The following is a 14,946-nucleotide window of genomic DNA, read 5'->3' as shown; positions in this document are numbered from 1 at the left end:
ATGGTGAGAATTAATCAGGTAATTAATTGATGTTAGGCAGATTTGGGTAAATGATAGTTAGGCTATGCCTAATCTTCCTTGTCTAAGGAAACTTTTTCGTTTCAGTATCGTCTATATGTTCAGTTCCATTTTTTTGCAAGATGGCTTTGAGCAACCTACTAAGGAGATGACATCATGTCAGCACAGATTAAGTTTCTAGCAGCCACTATCCTGCTCATTGGAATGATCGGGCTTGCTGGTTGCAGTTCGAACAATGAGGCGGCTAATTCTGAATCCCCTACAAATACCCCAACAGAAACAGCTATAACAGCAACTTCGGGACCGGAAGTTAGCCCGTCATCCACTCCTGCAGAAACCGCAGCAACGGAGACTAATAAAGATACAGCCAAGGCGAATCCGCAGAATAGTGACAAACAACTTCAAGAATTACTTGAGCTTGCTAAAAAAGGGAAGGTGCCCGGTGTTGAATATGCTGCTCATACCGGACTAATTGATGAGGTAGAAGCCGATTGGGGTAAACCTGATCAACAAGAGCCAGCGGGAAAAGGGATTTATGCTACCTACACTGATGAACATATCGTATTCGGATTCAATAAAGGGAGCCTAATCTTCGATGTTCGTTCCAGTGATACTGCGCTGCAAAAGCTGACACTGAAACAGATCGAGTCCACACTGGGCAAGCCGGACGATACCAAAGTAAATGGTGAGGATAAGATCTACACTTACCAAGCCAATGATCAATTCCAGTTGAAATTCATTATTCCAAACTCGACGGGTAAGGTGGGCCATATCTCCGTTTTTAGTGAACAGGATTCCATTAATAATATGGCTGGATAAGACGAGCAATGGGTACAAGGAGCAATCAATGCAGAGAAATCTGCGGGTTGCTCTTTTTGATGTTTATTTTTGATCTGGAGTACGCCTTGGACGGACTGATATAATGTAACCTATGAGCGGATTCGGGGGAAAGAGAGGTTCTATCATGCAGTTGGAATTAATCGAAAGTGAATACAAAGTGACCGGAGATGGGATAACGATCGAATTATTCCCAAAAGAGTTTACGCTTTTTCAGTTCTTGTACAAAAATAGAGGGCGTACGTTCAGCCGAGAACAGTTGCTGGATAAGGTCTGGCCCTTGGAATATCCGGTAGAGCGAACGGTAGATGATCATATTTATCGCATTCGTAAAAAGCTTGGCAAGCTACAGGGTCTTGATATTAAGACTGTTAGGGGATTTGGTTATAGTCTGATTATACAAGAGCCTTCAGCGGCCATGACCAATCCGACTACATATGATTTAGAGATGCAGAAGACGATGCGTGAGGTATTCAAGAAATATCACCTATATGGTCAAGGGCGCTCAATGTTAATCCTCGCACGCCAACAGGATGTTTTGGGTTATGCGATGGACCCGTTTTATTCGGTATATATTCATTTTGTGCAGGGAGATGTGGAATGGCTGCTGAACACAACGGAGGTTGAGATCGAGGAACGGTTTTATTCTTTGTTGATCTGTTATGTTCTTTTAGGTGATCCTAAGAAAAAATTAGCGTTCTGCGAGTTAGTCCTTGAGAAAAAGCTTCTTTTGCCGCCTCAGCATCGCGAATTGGAAATCCTTAATATTCTGGATTTGTACACGCTGGCAGGGCAAACGGAAAAAGCACTGGAACGGCTAAAGCTAACGTATGAAGTGATTAAAGAGCCGGGGTATGAGAGTTTCATTCCTATAACGGCGACCTCAGAAATGCTTCTACACTTGTGGATGGGAACAGAAGATCACGTAATAGAACGGATGGCGAAAGACATTGAAACGCTTTTGCAGGAGATGCCTTACTTACGCGAGATTGGGAGTTATAAAGTTGCGAGGGGCTTGTGGTTTCTACGGCGTAGGTCTTGGCGTGAAGCAGAGCGACTATTGGATGATGCGCTTCAAGTGCTGGAGATGTCGGGGTTTGTACCGATGCGTATATATGCGTTATATCGAATTGTTCACTATTGTAACGAGTTTCCACCCCAACCAGCTTTGCAGCACAAATATGCAGATTTATTTGAACGAGAGAAGGAAGAGCGGGGATTCCATCGTTTGGAGCAATCCTTGGAACACGTGCTTATGAATATCGTGACAGCTCTCTGATAATTCTCTGACAATTCTCCGTTACATTAAGATCATGCTTCATATGTTCTAGTTCTTAATCGTAACTTGGAGGAATGTCCGATGAATGCTTCATCACAAGCAGGAACGAGTCTGCTAAAAAACAAAGTGTATATGCGTGTGTACAGCGCATATGCGACAGCCACTTTTGGGGATTGGTTCGATGCACTGGCGATTCAAGTGCTCGTAGGGTACCGTTGGCACGCCAGTCCGTTAATGCTGGCTTTGATTCCAGTCTCCATAGCTTTACCTGGGATTCTGCTTGGCTCCGTGGCGGGGGTAGCGGCTGACCGAGTGAATAAGCTAAAGCTAATGCGAATGTGTGATCTGCTCACGGCATTATTAACAGTACTAGTACTTTTTGCTCCCAATATGGTGTGGCTACTCCCGTTACTGATGCTGCGTGCTGCCATCTCGACGTTAAATGTGCCTGCCCAGCAGTCGATGACCCGCACTATGGTTAGAGAAGACCAACTGCTTCAAGCCACCTCACTAAATGGGCTTGTGAATCAAGGCTCCAAAATCGCGGGACCTTTACTTGGTGGTTTTGCGTTATCCGTGCTGACACCGCAGTGGTGTATATTGATCAATGCTTGTCTCAGAGGCTGTTCCTATTTGCTCCTACTTACAGTTAAGAAGAGTGAAGTAGAACAAGTTGGCACAGAAGGCAAGGGGGATCAAGAGGAGCATGTTTCCCTCCGCACGATGTGGATGGAAGGCTGGAGTTTTATGCTGCGCAGCAGGTTGTTGCTAAATACCATGCTGTTTGGCATAGTCTGTTCAATGGCGATTCAGATGATTGATTTTCAATTCACCAGTCTCTTTAGGGTACTTGCACCCTCTAATGAATCTTTACTGGGCTGGCTCGTGGCGGCATCCGGAGGCGGTGCTGTATTCATCATTATGGTCATGAACAAAATGAATCGCGGAACAGGTTATGGCTGGAAGCTTGGAACAAGTTATGTGTTGATGGGTTTATCGGTCGGGGGACTTGGACTGCTTCAGCCAGGAACTTCCAGTATTTCTGTATTGCTATTAGGATTCTTACTAGGTATTGGGAATGGAATTTTTATTATCACGTTCAATTATTGCCTGCAAAAAGAAACTCCCCCGCACATGACAGGGCGTGTATTCGGTATTCAGAGTACTATTCTTAGCGGAGTTATGATTGGTGCTCCACTCCTCGGTGGAATGTTGGTTCAGGCCGCTGGGCCTAGCCGTATCTTTTTTAACTTTGGGATCGTAATCGCTTTGATAGGTGTGCTTGGGATATTATTTGGCCGCGTGCTGTGGCCTGTGCAGAAGGAGAAAAGTGATAGCTCAACGGAGCAACCGGGGAAGGTTAAAGTGATGGAAACTTAAGGCAGCTGATAGTGAAGGTCAGGCAAACTAGCCTGACTAGAGAGCTTGAGTAGACTGACTACCTAGCAGGCTTACCTAGCATTTAGTAGCAGAATCTGCAATTAAATGCTGTTCCATCGTTCAAAGCGAACTTTAGTTGTATTTAGTGCAGCTATAATTTGATTTTTTCTCTTTTGGGGTAGAAATGATGGTTTTTAGTTGCAGAAACTACACTTATTTGCTCAGCAGACCCCTTTTTACGCTTAACAGTTGTATAGAGTGCAATTAAGAGACTTTCTAGCTCGCTAGGATCGATTCTTGCCCATAAGGGCTTTTTATGAAGGAGTTCGGATAGAACACGAGAAATTGTAGAGGTAGAGGAGGGGGAAGAATGGCAACTTTTATTTATATGGTAAGGCATGGAGAGTCACCCAAGCTGCCCGGAGGAACTGAGAGATCACGTGGATTAACAGCGAAGGGAGAGGCGGATGCCCGTAAGATAACGGAGAAATTACGTTTCGAAGGAATTGAAGTCTTTTATTCAAGTCCGTATCTTCGGGCTATACATACGATTACTGGATTGGCGCAGGAGTTAGGGGCAGAGATTCAAAGTATTGAAGATCTTCGGGAAATTCATTTTTCGGATGGAAATAGGATCATGCCTGACCAGCAGCTATATCCATTACTGGCAACAATGTTTGCTGATACGGATTTTGTTCCGGTTGGTGGAGAGTCCATTCATGCGTGTCAGAAGCGATCAGTTAGCGTGCTGCAGGATATACTGAAACAACACAGTGGGCAAAAGGTTGCGATTGGAACTCACGGTGCAGTCATGACACTTATGATGAATTATTTTGACGCTAAATATGATCTGGATTTTCTACTTCAAACCACAAAGCCGGATATTTATAAAATGGAATTCACAGGCGCAGCGTTAGTGGGTGTGGAAAGGTTGTGAACTCCCAAATTGGGATAAAGCTGTGATTATTCAAAAGGATGGCCTGGCATTCGCTAGGAACCATCCTTTTGTTTATTTACAAGCTATAAAATCGCTTAGTATTCGCAGTCAGTATCTCTTCTGCATGGCTGGAAGTGTAGCCATGTAGAGCTCCCCAAGCGGCAGCAACCTCTCGAATCATAGATGGATGCGTGACTCTGCCCGCAAAAGATCCTTCAAATGGCCAAGGACCATCGGTCTCCGCCATGACAAGCTCTGGGGGATAGCGGCGGGCGAGCTCTAGGATCTCCGTCTCATAAAGGATATCAGGGGTGAAAGAGATGTAGTATCCATTCTTAATCATACGGGCAATGGCTTTTTCGGGTCCCTTAAACCAGTGGAAGTGGGCACGCTTTATACCATGTTTCTCTAATAGATCACAGGCAATCAGCGCATCCTCATAAACAGCGTGCAGGACCACTGGTTTATCTATACGGGCGGCAAGCTCAAGCAACTGATCAAGAAGCTGAATGTAAGGCTCCATATCAAAAGCTTCGCCGCGCTCCTGTGCTTCAGCACGCGAATAATAAGGCAGTCCAATTTCACCTACAGCGATGAAATCCTCCCGGGCTTGACGCTCAATCCATTCCAGCAAAGAGGATAATTCAGCTTTCTGCGGTATGGGTTGCTCTGGATGAAAACCATAAGCTGGGTGTACCACTCCGGGATAGGTAACAGCAAGCTTTTGAGTGCGAACGCAAGAGTCTAAATTCATGGAGACAGCAATCAGGGCTTCGATCCCCAAGTTAGGAAGCTCACTCAACATTTGTTGTGAAACCTCAAGTTCATATTGCTCTAAATGTATATGGGCATCCATCATAACTGCTTACCCACCACATAAGAGGCATACTCTTCATGAGGCGCAAAGCGTATGGATTCAGGTTCCATTCCATCATTTCCTGATTTGTAGGAAAAGGTTAGTGTGCCAATACTCTCCAAAAATCCGATATAAACATTGGTTTCAGCTTTCAGCTTGCCTTCTTCCACCATGTAGTAAGTCACAGCACCAATCCCGGCTTTTTCGCCAAGATTGCCATCTTCGCCACGATCCGGATAACGCATAGTAACTATAGATGGAGTTGAACCTTTTACCTGAATTTGAATTAAGGCATCGCCTTTTTCATTGGAGATTTTTGAGGTAACAAATGCTGAGGCAGCTTTATCCGCGGAAGGTACATTCATTTCTTTCCACTGGTTAGGCTTAATGACGTGAAGCTCCTGCATAGACATGCCCGTACCTGTTCCTAGCCACAGTATGACTACCACTTCTTCCTGCCCGTCCTGATCTATATCGGCATAATGAATCTCAGGAGTGTAATCTAACAATCTTGGTGCTTCCCAATTAAACGTATGCTTGTTACCGTTCACCTCTACAACAAATCCTTCGTAGGTACCGCCATTTTTGAGGGCAGTATACAGCTTAACTTGGTCATTTTCTGTAGCAATCGCGAGAGGTTCGCTGGGTGTTCTTACGGTAGTACTAACATCCCCTGATGTAATGGAAACTTCATTTTGCGAGGCATTCAGCTGCGCAGTGGCACCAGAGAGAGAGTTTAGAGAGTCTGCCGGAATATAAAAAATACCATTTCGTAGAATTGCAGGTCCCCCCAGCTCATTTTGATAACCGTCACCTTGCATATACTCATTGCCTGGCTTCAAAACATATTTACTGCTTCCATCAGAGATAGTTAAGGTTTTCGTAGCATTATCCCATTGTTGTTCAGATGAGTAGTACTCCATGAGTACTTTTGCAGGTACATAGACCTTATCACCTGAGAAAAAAGGTGGGAGAGAAGGAAGAACGGTTTCTCCATCAACGATTAGCTTCAGTGGTGCTTCGGTAGTTTGTGTTTGGTTAATTGCCATTGTTGTATCCATATCTATAGATGCCGATGCTCCGCATCCGGCTAAAAAGAGCGTGATAGCTCCGATTACGATGATTTTATTCATAATTACCTCCGAGGATTAAGTCCAGTCCTCTTAAGTATAGATTAAATCAGCGCGTAGTAGGTCACTTTCTGTAAACAAAGCGGAGACAAGGTTGTTACGTTTGCTATTTATTTAAAAATACGGTCCGAGCAACTTGTGATTTAGAGTCTACCGTTAGACTTTTGCTATAGCGGATCTCCCCAATAGAACAACCCGGTCCGATGACAATATCTTCACCGCAGACGAGTTCTGCTGTCGTTCGATATAACATGATGCTAGTTCCTTCAATCGTTTCGCAGGTAAGCTTCCGGAAGTAGGGGATTAGCGCATTCATTAGCTTCAAAGATGGCTTAACAGTAATGGTACCGCTAGATTTTATGACATCGATTGTGCTTCTGTTTCCTAAACGTAGCTCAATGGAGGATTCAGCAGTTAACCTATGGATCTTCACAGCACCTTCGGCATAAAAGGTTTCGACTGCAGCATTTTGTGCTGCAGAAAAGTATCCAGACGATTGCAGTCTGTCAGCTTGGATGTGTTGAACACGGAGACCTCCCAGATTGATAACCTGTTCGGCTCTACAATGACCTCCAATCGAACAATCACCAGATACTTTTAACTTTGCGGTAGTAACATTGTTCTTTGCACTTAAATGGCCGACAACATCGATGGTATCCGCACGAACATCTTCTTTGAGGGTCAGTGAACCTCTTACTTTCAGCGGTGGACCGATCATTTCTTGGCATTCAAAAGGATCATTAGCATTGGACATTTATAGGGGCCGCCTTTCGAAATATATTTTAATGATTAAAATATATAATTATTATAATATATAGTCAATATAGTATTTTGAACATAAAAAAACTGCCGTCAGTTTCCTGACAGGCAGCATATATAACCCAAAAGCTTTTAGTTCATCATTTTATCCATTAGCACATTTATTTGTTCTAAGGTTCCTGAAATTTTATCCAAATCAGAGGTAGGAAAGGCTTCAAAGATCTGGAGAATCCGCTGATGCCCTTGTTCTGTAAGAACAATGTTGACGACTCTGCGATCCTCCTTCGTCCGCACACGTTCGATAAGACCGGCATCTTCCAACTTATCGCACATCGAGGAAGCGGCTCCGGGTGTAATAACGAATCGTTCGGAGATGTCAGTAATGTTCAAGCTGCCTATAAGCCTGAGCTGGAACAACAGTAGGATCTGATTGTGAGTCAGGGTCTCCTGCTTGGTGATCATATCAATGAAGAACTGGGATTTCTGCTGCACATTTGCCATGGATTCCATAACCTTATGGATAGCATAGTGTTTATCTTGCTCTGTGCTCATAGCCACACTCCAATTTACTTTAGTTCCTAAAATATATAGAAGCTATAATAAGCTTGTCAAGGGAGTTGATGATGTATTGGTTAATGTTAAAGTGTTGGACTGGGAAGATCATCAAACAAGCTTCGGCAGAGTAAAAACACCAGACAGCGATACTTCAACAACTGGAGAGTCACTGTCTGGTTGTCTCCTTAAAATAATTCGAACGATATCTCTTTGATTTACCAATATATAGTGTAAGACCGAAGGAGGGATTGAGAGGGATGAAACATCCAAATGAATATTCTCAGCTCATTGCGCTTACGATAGCCGGCAGTCGTGAAGCGTATGGTGAGCTATATGAAGCAACGATCCGGGATGTGTATCAGACCGTTCATTTCCTCGTTCGCGAAGCCTCCGATGTGGATGATATCGTTCAGGATATTTACATTCAGGTGCACCGTTCTCTTGAACAATTTGACGTGAACCGTCCCTTTAAGCCTTGGCTGATGGGAGTGGTCATGCGGCAAATTCATGCCTATCGAAGAAAGAGATGGAAGCATCTCCGAATGGTTAAAAAAGTAGAACAAACAGATCTAATGCTGGAGCATGATTTCACGAGTGATGTTGTGGACAGGTTATCTAACCGCCGCCTGCTAGCAAGTGTAGAGCGTCTTCCTTTTAAGCTGAAGCAAGTGATTATTCTGCATTATTTAAATGAATATTCACAGGAAGAAAGTGCTGCGATACTGGGTATTCCGCTCGGAACCGTGAAATCCCGTATTCACGCTGCACTACAGAAGCTTCGTCAGAAGCCAGACAATCATACTCTTTTTAAGGGAAAGGTGGAGGACCTGCATGAATTTTAATGAAGAGTTACGGACAGTTCTGCAGGAAGAGGCGAGAAATATAAGTGCCCCACCGGAACTGATGGAGCAAATTCTAAATAGGGCCGCAGCCAAACAAGGGGGAAGACGTATGAAGAAATGGTTTGTAGCAAGTATTATGGCGGCTGCACTATTAATTCCTACTGGAGCTTATGCCGGATATCATTATTTGGCAGACAACATGTATGGGTCCTCTGCAACTGCTGCTACGATAGGAGTAACCCAACAACAATATGACAGGCTTGAGGCGAAACTGGAAAACGCGAAGCAAAGCTTTGACGAAGAGGAATTCACAAAGCTGATGTCCTTACTAGAGGAATTGGGATCTTATCATCTGCAAATGACCGATGCTGAAGGCGTCTTTCACCTAGAACGGTTAGGTGCGAAGGACCAGCAGGCATATAAAGAGCTACACGCAAAGCTTGAACCTTATTTTGAACAAATAAATGAAGCGAAAACATCAAACAAATCAGTGCAATCCGTAGATCGTGATGCTTTCTGGAATGGCTTGCTTGAAAAAGCTGAACAGAGGCTTACTAAAAAAGAGTTTGAGGAAATCGAACGATTAATCATAGACTTACAAAGCTATGATGCGAAGGTATTTGATGCAGATGGCAGTGTTCATATGGATCGGCTTTCGAAAGAAGAGATACAAAACCAAGAGAAGTTAATCAAAACGCTAGACCCTTATATTAAAAAGCTGGATATGATGATTAAACCTAGCTCTTAGTTGAATTTAAATGCATGTATTGAATAACTATTGATAGCAATATCATAAGGAAAACCATCAGAAAAGGTCTATTACACCTTGTATTCTGGTGTTTTTTTCTTTTGCTAATCTAAAGTCTATACATTGATCACCGAATAATTGCATAATGAAAAGGAATAGAAAAAAAAGTATTTGACCACTGGAATAATTAGACATATATTTATTAAAATGCTATTTGTTTATCTATGAATTATGTTGGCGGAAGGTGGCTTTGAACATGAAGCAGATGACCATTCGTGCAGAACTGGCGGACTATCTCAAGAAACATGGGACAACGATTAATCAGTTCGCAGAGGTGTCTAAGGTAAATTCAGGCACAATCAGTAATATCATCAATGGGAATCGCCCGATAGCCATGCAACAATTAGATCGGATTACAGAAGGTATGGGATTAGAAGAAGGCTGCTACTATGATTTGTATGTGGATGAATGCTTTGTTCACTCTAATCCGAATTGGAGACGTCTTCGACCATTTCTATATCGCTGTGCAGAGCTGGATAAGCTGGAATGTATTGCACGGGTAGTTGGGATCATGATGGACAGCTTATCTTATACGCCCTCGTTATTTGATACTGCAGAGGATTTTTTTACGCTAGGGAAACACAAAGCAGCAGCGATGTTATATCAGAGTGTGGCTGAGAGTGAGAAGTATCAGCATTCAGAACGGCTGGCCCTTTGTCAATACAGGCTGTTCACGATCGCTTTGGGTGAAGATCAGGATGCTAATTTGCGCGCAGCTGTGCAATTTGAAGGATTTGTTAACCGGCTTGATGAGGTGGACCAGCTTGCTGCGTTGAAAGATTTGGCGTATACATATTGTGCTTTACGACATTGGGACAAGGTAATGGCAATGGCTAAGGAAATGGGGGATAAAGCAACCATTCAATATCATGCCAAATATGACCGTGCTAGAAAAAGCAGGCTTCAAAAGGAACCTGAAATCCCCCTTTTCTCATATATTCAATACTCTTACTTGTTACGTTCAGTAGTTTATAGAGAGCTAGGAGATTATGATAGAGCTTTACAATATGTTAACATGTATATGGATATCAACTGGATTCGGGAAGACACGGAAGAAGCTTTGCAGCATATGAGCCAATGTATGGAGTGGGCCCGTGCTCATATTTATTTGCTACAAATTTTAAAAGGGGATATAACAGTGCTGCCGGACTATGTGGCATACATGGAACAAAGGGAGGAAGAGATCCTCTCGGGTCTAATCAAAATCCTTCAAGCAGCTAATTACTATCAATTTAACGTGGATGATATCCTTCTGCGGTTTGAGGGGAAAATATTAGATTGTAGAGATCATCAGCTAGAGATTAGATCCTATAACCATCAACAAATCTTCATAGATAGATATACCAACTTGATGGCTGAGATAGCGTTTTATTATATAAGAAGAAATAAATATGAGATTAGTATAAAGTATATAATGGAGGGTTTGGATTATTCAGTAAAAGTTAATAACGAATCATGCATTATAAAATGTGTTGGAATGTTTGAAGAGCTTCGACATACGGTATCTTTAGAAACGCAAAAAGAATACCAAAACCTAATTAGTAAGGTCCAGCGAATCAACGAAAAGAGAAATGTTTTTGTTGTTGGCAGTGCATAGTAATGTAATTAATACTGCCCTTTTAGTATTTCTTGGAATCATTTATTTATAGTACTGCACTTTTTTGTAAAATTTAGAATTTGACATATACCTCTAGTATATTAATTTGAGGAGGTAGTGTAATGAATAATCCAGAAATTATCCAAAAAAGAATAGAGGGTGCTAGAGCCAAACTTTATTTAATGGAAAGGGAATACGGCGGATTGTTACATCCCGATGTGATTCGACAGTCGATGAGGTTGGATGAATTAATCAATGAGTACAATAAAGCCATACATAATGATGATGAGGGTTGAAACAAGAAACTGATCGTATAATTTTCTCTCTATTCAAAAGATAAAACCTACATAATGTTATCACATTTCTGTATAAAACATAAAGCCGGCGCTATGCGTGGGCTTTTTTTGTTTGTATGTTCCTAAAAAATAAATCTAACTCCCAGCTTGTCATGCCCGTCTGCATATTGCGGCCAAGTCCTTCATAGACATGTACTAATCAATGCATTCAAAACAGGTTAAGGGGATGATGTCATGCGCCGGACAATATGGGTACTCGCGATCATTATGAGCGTGGCCCTGGTGATGACGGGGTGCGGGAAGAAGGATGCCGCTTCCGTGGTCAAGGATTTGAACAATGTGGCCGACAAGTTGGAGAGCAAGCAGGGAACGTACCAAGCTTCAGGCATTATGACCCTATTCACCGGCGAGCAGCCGCAGGAGTATAAGGTTGAGGTATGGTACAAGAACCCTTCTTATTACCGGATCAGCTTGGCAAATGTTCAGAAGGATATTACGCAGATCGTGCTTCGTAATGATGAGGGAGTGTTCGTACTTACACCAAGTATGAATAAGAGCTTCCGCTTCCAGAGTGATTGGCCGGACAATCAAGGTCAGGTTTATTTGTATCAGACACTAGTTCGTGGCATCGTCTCAGATAACAATCGTCAATTTGTGGAAGATGGAGATAACTATGTGTTCGAGGTAGCTGCGAATTATCAGAGCAATGCGCTTGTGCGGCAGAAGATTTGGCTGGATAAAAAGACTTATGAGCCTAAACAGGTTCAAGTCTCTGATTCTGAAGCTAAGGAAGTTGTTGACGTGAAGTTTGACACCTTTAAATTCGATACAGATTTCACTAAGGATTCCTTTGATATGCAAAAGAATATGACTACAGGTGCTGCTTCAGAAAGTACAGTAGCTCAGGTTGACGAAAATGGAAATCCGGTTGTAGTTCCTGAGGGTCAGGAGCAAGAGGGGCAACCTGTCGCTGCTGAGCTGGGTGACTTTGGTATTATCGAACCGGGGTACGTTCCGGCAGGTGTCGAGTTGAAGGACTCCCATAAAATGGAGGGGAACAAGGATCATGCTGTTCTCATCCGGTATGACGGGGTTTATCAATACACCATTATGGAAGCCCGTCCATTGGATCGTGCAGTAGCATTGGCTCCTGGAACGCTGATAGATCTTGGTTTTACCGCAGGACTTCTGAGTGGTGATGAGCAGCAGACTTTGACTTGGATGTCTGAGGGTATAGAGTATCGAATTACAAGTGCTAATCTTCCTGTTAACGAAATGATGCAAATTGCCGCTTCTATGGAGGCACAATCGGGTAAATAATATAAAGTAGGCGGATACTGCGTTTTGTGGGATTCTTTCCTCTACAACGTAGTATCCGCCTTTCTATATTTGCCAGCGCTCCAGCCGCTTTGAACTGAAGCGAAAAGATAACTGGAGCTCACATTGACAGCCACCTTCCGTAGCATTACCATGAGTACTAAGACAATGATCATTACAGCTATGACGTTTTACTACAACGTAAGAAGGTGACTTTGAAGTGCAAGCAAGCTATCGACCGACAGTAGCCGAAATTAATCTGGATGAATTGCGTGCCAATTACGAAGCCTTTCGCCGCTACTTGCCGGCAGAGACAAAGTTTATGGGATGCGTCAAAGGAAATGCGTACGGCCATGGAGCAGTGGAAGTGACACGGGAACTGGAAAGACTCGGAGCAGATTATGTTAGTGTGGCTTTTTTGGATGAAGCATTGGAGCTGCGTCAGGCGGGAATACTGATTCCTATACTGGTGCTTGGCTACACTTCTCCTGAAGGAATAGCCGTTGCCTGGGAGAACCATGTAACTGTAACACTGTTCACACCGGAAGTATTAGAGGCTATTAGACAGCTTCCTAGAGATCCGGAACATCGGCTGAAGGTGCATATCAAGATTGATAGCGGGATGGGGCGACTGGGTCTTTTACCAGCTGACGCACCTGCATTTATCTCTGAAGTGCAGTCTGTTGCGCAGGCGGAGCTGGAGGGTATGTTTACCCATTTTGCCAAGGCAGACGAACTAGACAAAAGCTATACACTGGAACAGCATCGACGGTTCATGAGCGTGGCGGAAACGCTGCGGGAGCAGAACATTCAGATCCCGATCATACATACGGGCAATAGCGCTACGGCCATTGATTCACCTTATTTATCCAGCAACATGGTGCGGGTAGGCATCAGCTTGTACGGATTCTATCCCTCAACTGAGGTAAACCGTCAGCTGGTAGAACTACATCCGGTAATGACGCTGAAGACGCAGGTTGTATATGTGAAGAGCCTGCCTCCTCATTGGGGCGTCAGCTACGGCACTCGGTACTTCACAGACAGCGAGGAGATTATCGCAACGTTACCTGTGGGGTACGCAGATGGATATTCCCGCATGCTAACTGGCAAAGCGGAGGTGTTAATACGTGGACGCCGCGTTCCTGTCGTCGGAACAATCTGCATGGATCAGTGTATGGTATCACTCAAATCTTTCGCTGAAGAAGCGGAACAAATTAAAGCAGGCGAAGAAGTTGTACTCATCGGCCGTCAAGCTGACGTGATGGTCACGGCAGACGAGTTGGCTCTCCATCTTGGAACGATTCACTACGAGGTAATTTGCATGCTGGCTCATCGGGTGCCGCGCGTTTATATCCGTGAAGGCACACTTCCTAAATTAGTAAATGCTCTGTTACAATCTTAAAGTTCTTGACAGTGATGTTATTCAAGGGAGAAAATAGAAGGAATTGTATCGTTTTAGGAGATATGACTAAAAGCCTATACGAACCGCCATTTCTAGTTTATAATGGGATGCAGCATACTTGATATACTGGCGGCATATATTCCTTGTATAAAATTCCTTGTATATTGCAACACTGGAACACAAGGGCAGAAGGTTTGTGGGGGTGGAAGAGAAGGTGGCCAATTTGCAGAACACCAAAAGAATCATGATCAGCTTGCCCGATCATCTCTTGCAGGAAGTGGACGGAATTGTTCAATTGGAGAATTCCAACCGGAGTGAATTGATTAGGCAGGCCATGAAGCTGTATTTGAGCGAACGGAGGAAACGTTCTATCCGGGAGTCCATGCAGCGCGGCTACATGGAAATGGCTAAGATCAACTTGACCATGGCATGCGAGGCGTTCCTCGCGGAGGAAGATGCAGACAGCACTCTTGGCCGCTTAGTAAGCGGGGTGTAGACATTGATCGTTAAACGTGGCGATGTTTTTTTTGCTGATCTTTCGCCGGTTGTAGGTTCTGAGCAAGGCGGAGTAAGGCCAGTACTGGTAATCCAGAATGATATTGGCAATCGCTTTAGCCCGACGGTAATTGTGGCCGCAATCACGGCCCAAATCCAGAAGGCTAAATTACCTACGCATGTGGAAATTGACGCAGCAGCTCATGGCTTTGACAGAGATTCTGTTATACTGCTAGAGCAGGTTAGGACGATTGACAAACAACGCTTAACTGACAAGATCACCCACCTTGATGATGAAACTATGAAGAAGGTGGATGATTCGCTGCAAATCAGCCTTGGACTGATTGATTTTTAATCATCCTAGGGTTATAGATAATCCATGAGATAGGCGCTCGGGTACGAATCCGGGCGTCTTTTGATGTGCATTTTTACGAACTC

At 43.6% G+C, this 14,946-nt stretch carries 16 protein-coding genes; 12 read left to right on the top strand and 4 right to left on the bottom strand.

Annotated elements, in window-relative coordinates:
• Positions 1-174 precede the first annotated feature (174 nt).
• From CA598_RS09215 to CA598_RS09200, 4 genes are all read left to right on the top strand, one after another.
• Positions 175-837, top strand: coding sequence for a YjgB family protein (locus tag CA598_RS09215; RefSeq protein ID WP_179283629.1), 663 nt, complete (start codon positions 175-177; stop codon positions 835-837).
• A 145-nt stretch (positions 838-982) separates the two neighbouring features.
• Positions 983-2,134 carry a winged helix-turn-helix domain-containing protein gene (locus CA598_RS09210; RefSeq protein WP_094872517.1) on the top strand — a complete coding sequence of 384 codons (1,152 nt, stop codon included), beginning with the start codon at positions 983-985 and terminating at the stop codon, positions 2,132-2,134.
• 81 nt (positions 2,135-2,215) lie between these two features.
• Positions 2,216-3,514: an MFS transporter gene (locus tag CA598_RS09205; protein ID WP_094876336.1), complete on the top strand. Its 1,299-nt coding sequence runs from the start codon at positions 2,216-2,218 to the stop codon at positions 3,512-3,514.
• A gap of 370 nt (positions 3,515-3,884) precedes the next feature.
• Entirely contained in the window at positions 3,885-4,451 is a 567-nt protein-coding gene (locus CA598_RS09200; RefSeq protein WP_094876335.1) for a histidine phosphatase family protein, read from the top strand.
• Positions 4,452-4,527: 76 nt separating this feature from the next.
• Here CA598_RS09200 and CA598_RS09195 read toward each other — a convergent pair whose 3' ends face one another.
• From CA598_RS09195 to CA598_RS09180, 4 genes are all read right to left on the bottom strand, one after another.
• A complete protein-coding gene (locus tag CA598_RS09195) occupies positions 4,528-5,310 on the bottom strand; it encodes a TatD family hydrolase (RefSeq protein WP_094876334.1) in 783 nt (260 codons plus the stop codon).
• Positions 5,307-6,440, bottom strand: coding sequence for a copper amine oxidase N-terminal domain-containing protein (locus CA598_RS09190; RefSeq protein ID WP_094872524.1), 1,134 nt, complete (start codon positions 6,438-6,440; stop codon positions 5,307-5,309). Before CA598_RS09190 ends, CA598_RS09195 begins: the two co-directional genes overlap by 4 nt.
• 103 nt (positions 6,441-6,543) lie before the next feature.
• Positions 6,544-7,191, bottom strand: coding sequence for a hypothetical protein (locus tag CA598_RS09185; RefSeq protein WP_094876333.1), 648 nt, complete (start codon positions 7,189-7,191; stop codon positions 6,544-6,546).
• A gap of 137 nt (positions 7,192-7,328) precedes the next feature.
• On the bottom strand, positions 7,329-7,748 hold the full coding sequence (locus CA598_RS09180) for a MarR family winged helix-turn-helix transcriptional regulator (protein WP_094872527.1): 420 nt from the start codon (positions 7,746-7,748) through the stop codon (positions 7,329-7,331).
• Positions 7,749-8,008: 260 nt separating this feature from the next.
• Between CA598_RS09180 and CA598_RS09175 the strand changes: the two genes are divergently transcribed.
• From CA598_RS09175 to CA598_RS09140, 8 genes are all read left to right on the top strand, one after another.
• Entirely contained in the window at positions 8,009-8,593 is a 585-nt protein-coding gene (locus tag CA598_RS09175) for a sigma-70 family RNA polymerase sigma factor (RefSeq protein ID WP_094876332.1), read from the top strand.
• The gene (locus tag CA598_RS09170) at positions 8,583-9,341 is read left to right on the top strand and encodes a DUF3600 domain-containing protein (protein ID WP_094876331.1); all 759 of its coding nucleotides are present in this window, start codon (positions 8,583-8,585) and stop codon (positions 9,339-9,341) included. The genes CA598_RS09175 and CA598_RS09170 overlap by 11 nt, the downstream gene beginning before the upstream one ends.
• A gap of 256 nt (positions 9,342-9,597) precedes the next feature.
• Entirely contained in the window at positions 9,598-10,998 is a 1,401-nt protein-coding gene (locus CA598_RS09165) for a helix-turn-helix domain-containing protein (protein ID WP_094876330.1), read from the top strand.
• Between the two features lie 122 nt (positions 10,999-11,120).
• Entirely contained in the window at positions 11,121-11,294 is a 174-nt protein-coding gene (locus CA598_RS09160) for an aspartyl-phosphate phosphatase Spo0E family protein (RefSeq protein WP_094876329.1), read from the top strand.
• A 234-nt stretch (positions 11,295-11,528) separates the two neighbouring features.
• A complete protein-coding gene (locus CA598_RS09155) occupies positions 11,529-12,614 on the top strand; it encodes a LolA family protein (RefSeq protein ID WP_094876328.1) in 1,086 nt (361 codons plus the stop codon).
• A gap of 217 nt (positions 12,615-12,831) precedes the next feature.
• On the top strand, positions 12,832-14,013 hold the full coding sequence (gene alr, locus CA598_RS09150; protein ID WP_094876327.1) for an alanine racemase: 1,182 nt from the start codon (positions 12,832-12,834) through the stop codon (positions 14,011-14,013).
• Positions 14,014-14,227: 214 nt separating this feature from the next.
• Positions 14,228-14,509: a CopG family ribbon-helix-helix protein gene (locus tag CA598_RS09145; protein ID WP_025698676.1), complete on the top strand. Its 282-nt coding sequence runs from the start codon at positions 14,228-14,230 to the stop codon at positions 14,507-14,509.
• Positions 14,510-14,512: 3 nt separating this feature from the next.
• On the top strand, positions 14,513-14,863 hold the full coding sequence (locus tag CA598_RS09140) for a type II toxin-antitoxin system PemK/MazF family toxin (protein WP_042124727.1): 351 nt from the start codon (positions 14,513-14,515) through the stop codon (positions 14,861-14,863).
• Positions 14,864-14,946: the final 83 nt, after the last annotated feature.

The organism is Paenibacillus sp. VTT E-133291, from assembly GCF_002264395.1.
Classification (GTDB): domain Bacteria; phylum Bacillota; class Bacilli; order Paenibacillales; family Paenibacillaceae; genus Paenibacillus_AQ; species Paenibacillus_AQ nitricinens.
The sequence above is the reverse complement of the archived record's forward strand: the minus strand, read 5'-3'. Positions and strand labels throughout refer to the sequence as shown.

Coding starts and splice junctions, on each gene's coding strand:
- CA598_RS09215 (WP_179283629.1), top strand. CDS start 175: ATGTCAGCACAGATTAAGTTTCTAGCAGCCACTATCCTGCTCATTGGA.
- CA598_RS09210 (WP_094872517.1), top strand. CDS start 983: ATGCAGTTGGAATTAATCGAAAGTGAATACAAAGTGACCGGAGATGGG.
- CA598_RS09205 (WP_094876336.1), top strand. CDS start 2,216: ATGAATGCTTCATCACAAGCAGGAACGAGTCTGCTAAAAAACAAAGTG.
- CA598_RS09200 (WP_094876335.1), top strand. CDS start 3,885: ATGGCAACTTTTATTTATATGGTAAGGCATGGAGAGTCACCCAAGCTG.
- CA598_RS09195 (WP_094876334.1), bottom strand. CDS start 5,310: ATGATGGATGCCCATATACATTTAGAGCAATATGAACTTGAGGTTTCA.
- CA598_RS09190 (WP_094872524.1), bottom strand. CDS start 6,440: ATGAATAAAATCATCGTAATCGGAGCTATCACGCTCTTTTTAGCCGGA.
- CA598_RS09185 (WP_094876333.1), bottom strand. CDS start 7,191: ATGTCCAATGCTAATGATCCTTTTGAATGCCAAGAAATGATCGGTCCA.
- CA598_RS09180 (WP_094872527.1), bottom strand. CDS start 7,748: ATGAGCACAGAGCAAGATAAACACTATGCTATCCATAAGGTTATGGAA.
- CA598_RS09175 (WP_094876332.1), top strand. CDS start 8,009: ATGAAACATCCAAATGAATATTCTCAGCTCATTGCGCTTACGATAGCC.
- CA598_RS09170 (WP_094876331.1), top strand. CDS start 8,583: ATGAATTTTAATGAAGAGTTACGGACAGTTCTGCAGGAAGAGGCGAGA.
- CA598_RS09165 (WP_094876330.1), top strand. CDS start 9,598: ATGAAGCAGATGACCATTCGTGCAGAACTGGCGGACTATCTCAAGAAA.
- CA598_RS09160 (WP_094876329.1), top strand. CDS start 11,121: ATGAATAATCCAGAAATTATCCAAAAAAGAATAGAGGGTGCTAGAGCC.
- CA598_RS09155 (WP_094876328.1), top strand. CDS start 11,529: ATGCGCCGGACAATATGGGTACTCGCGATCATTATGAGCGTGGCCCTG.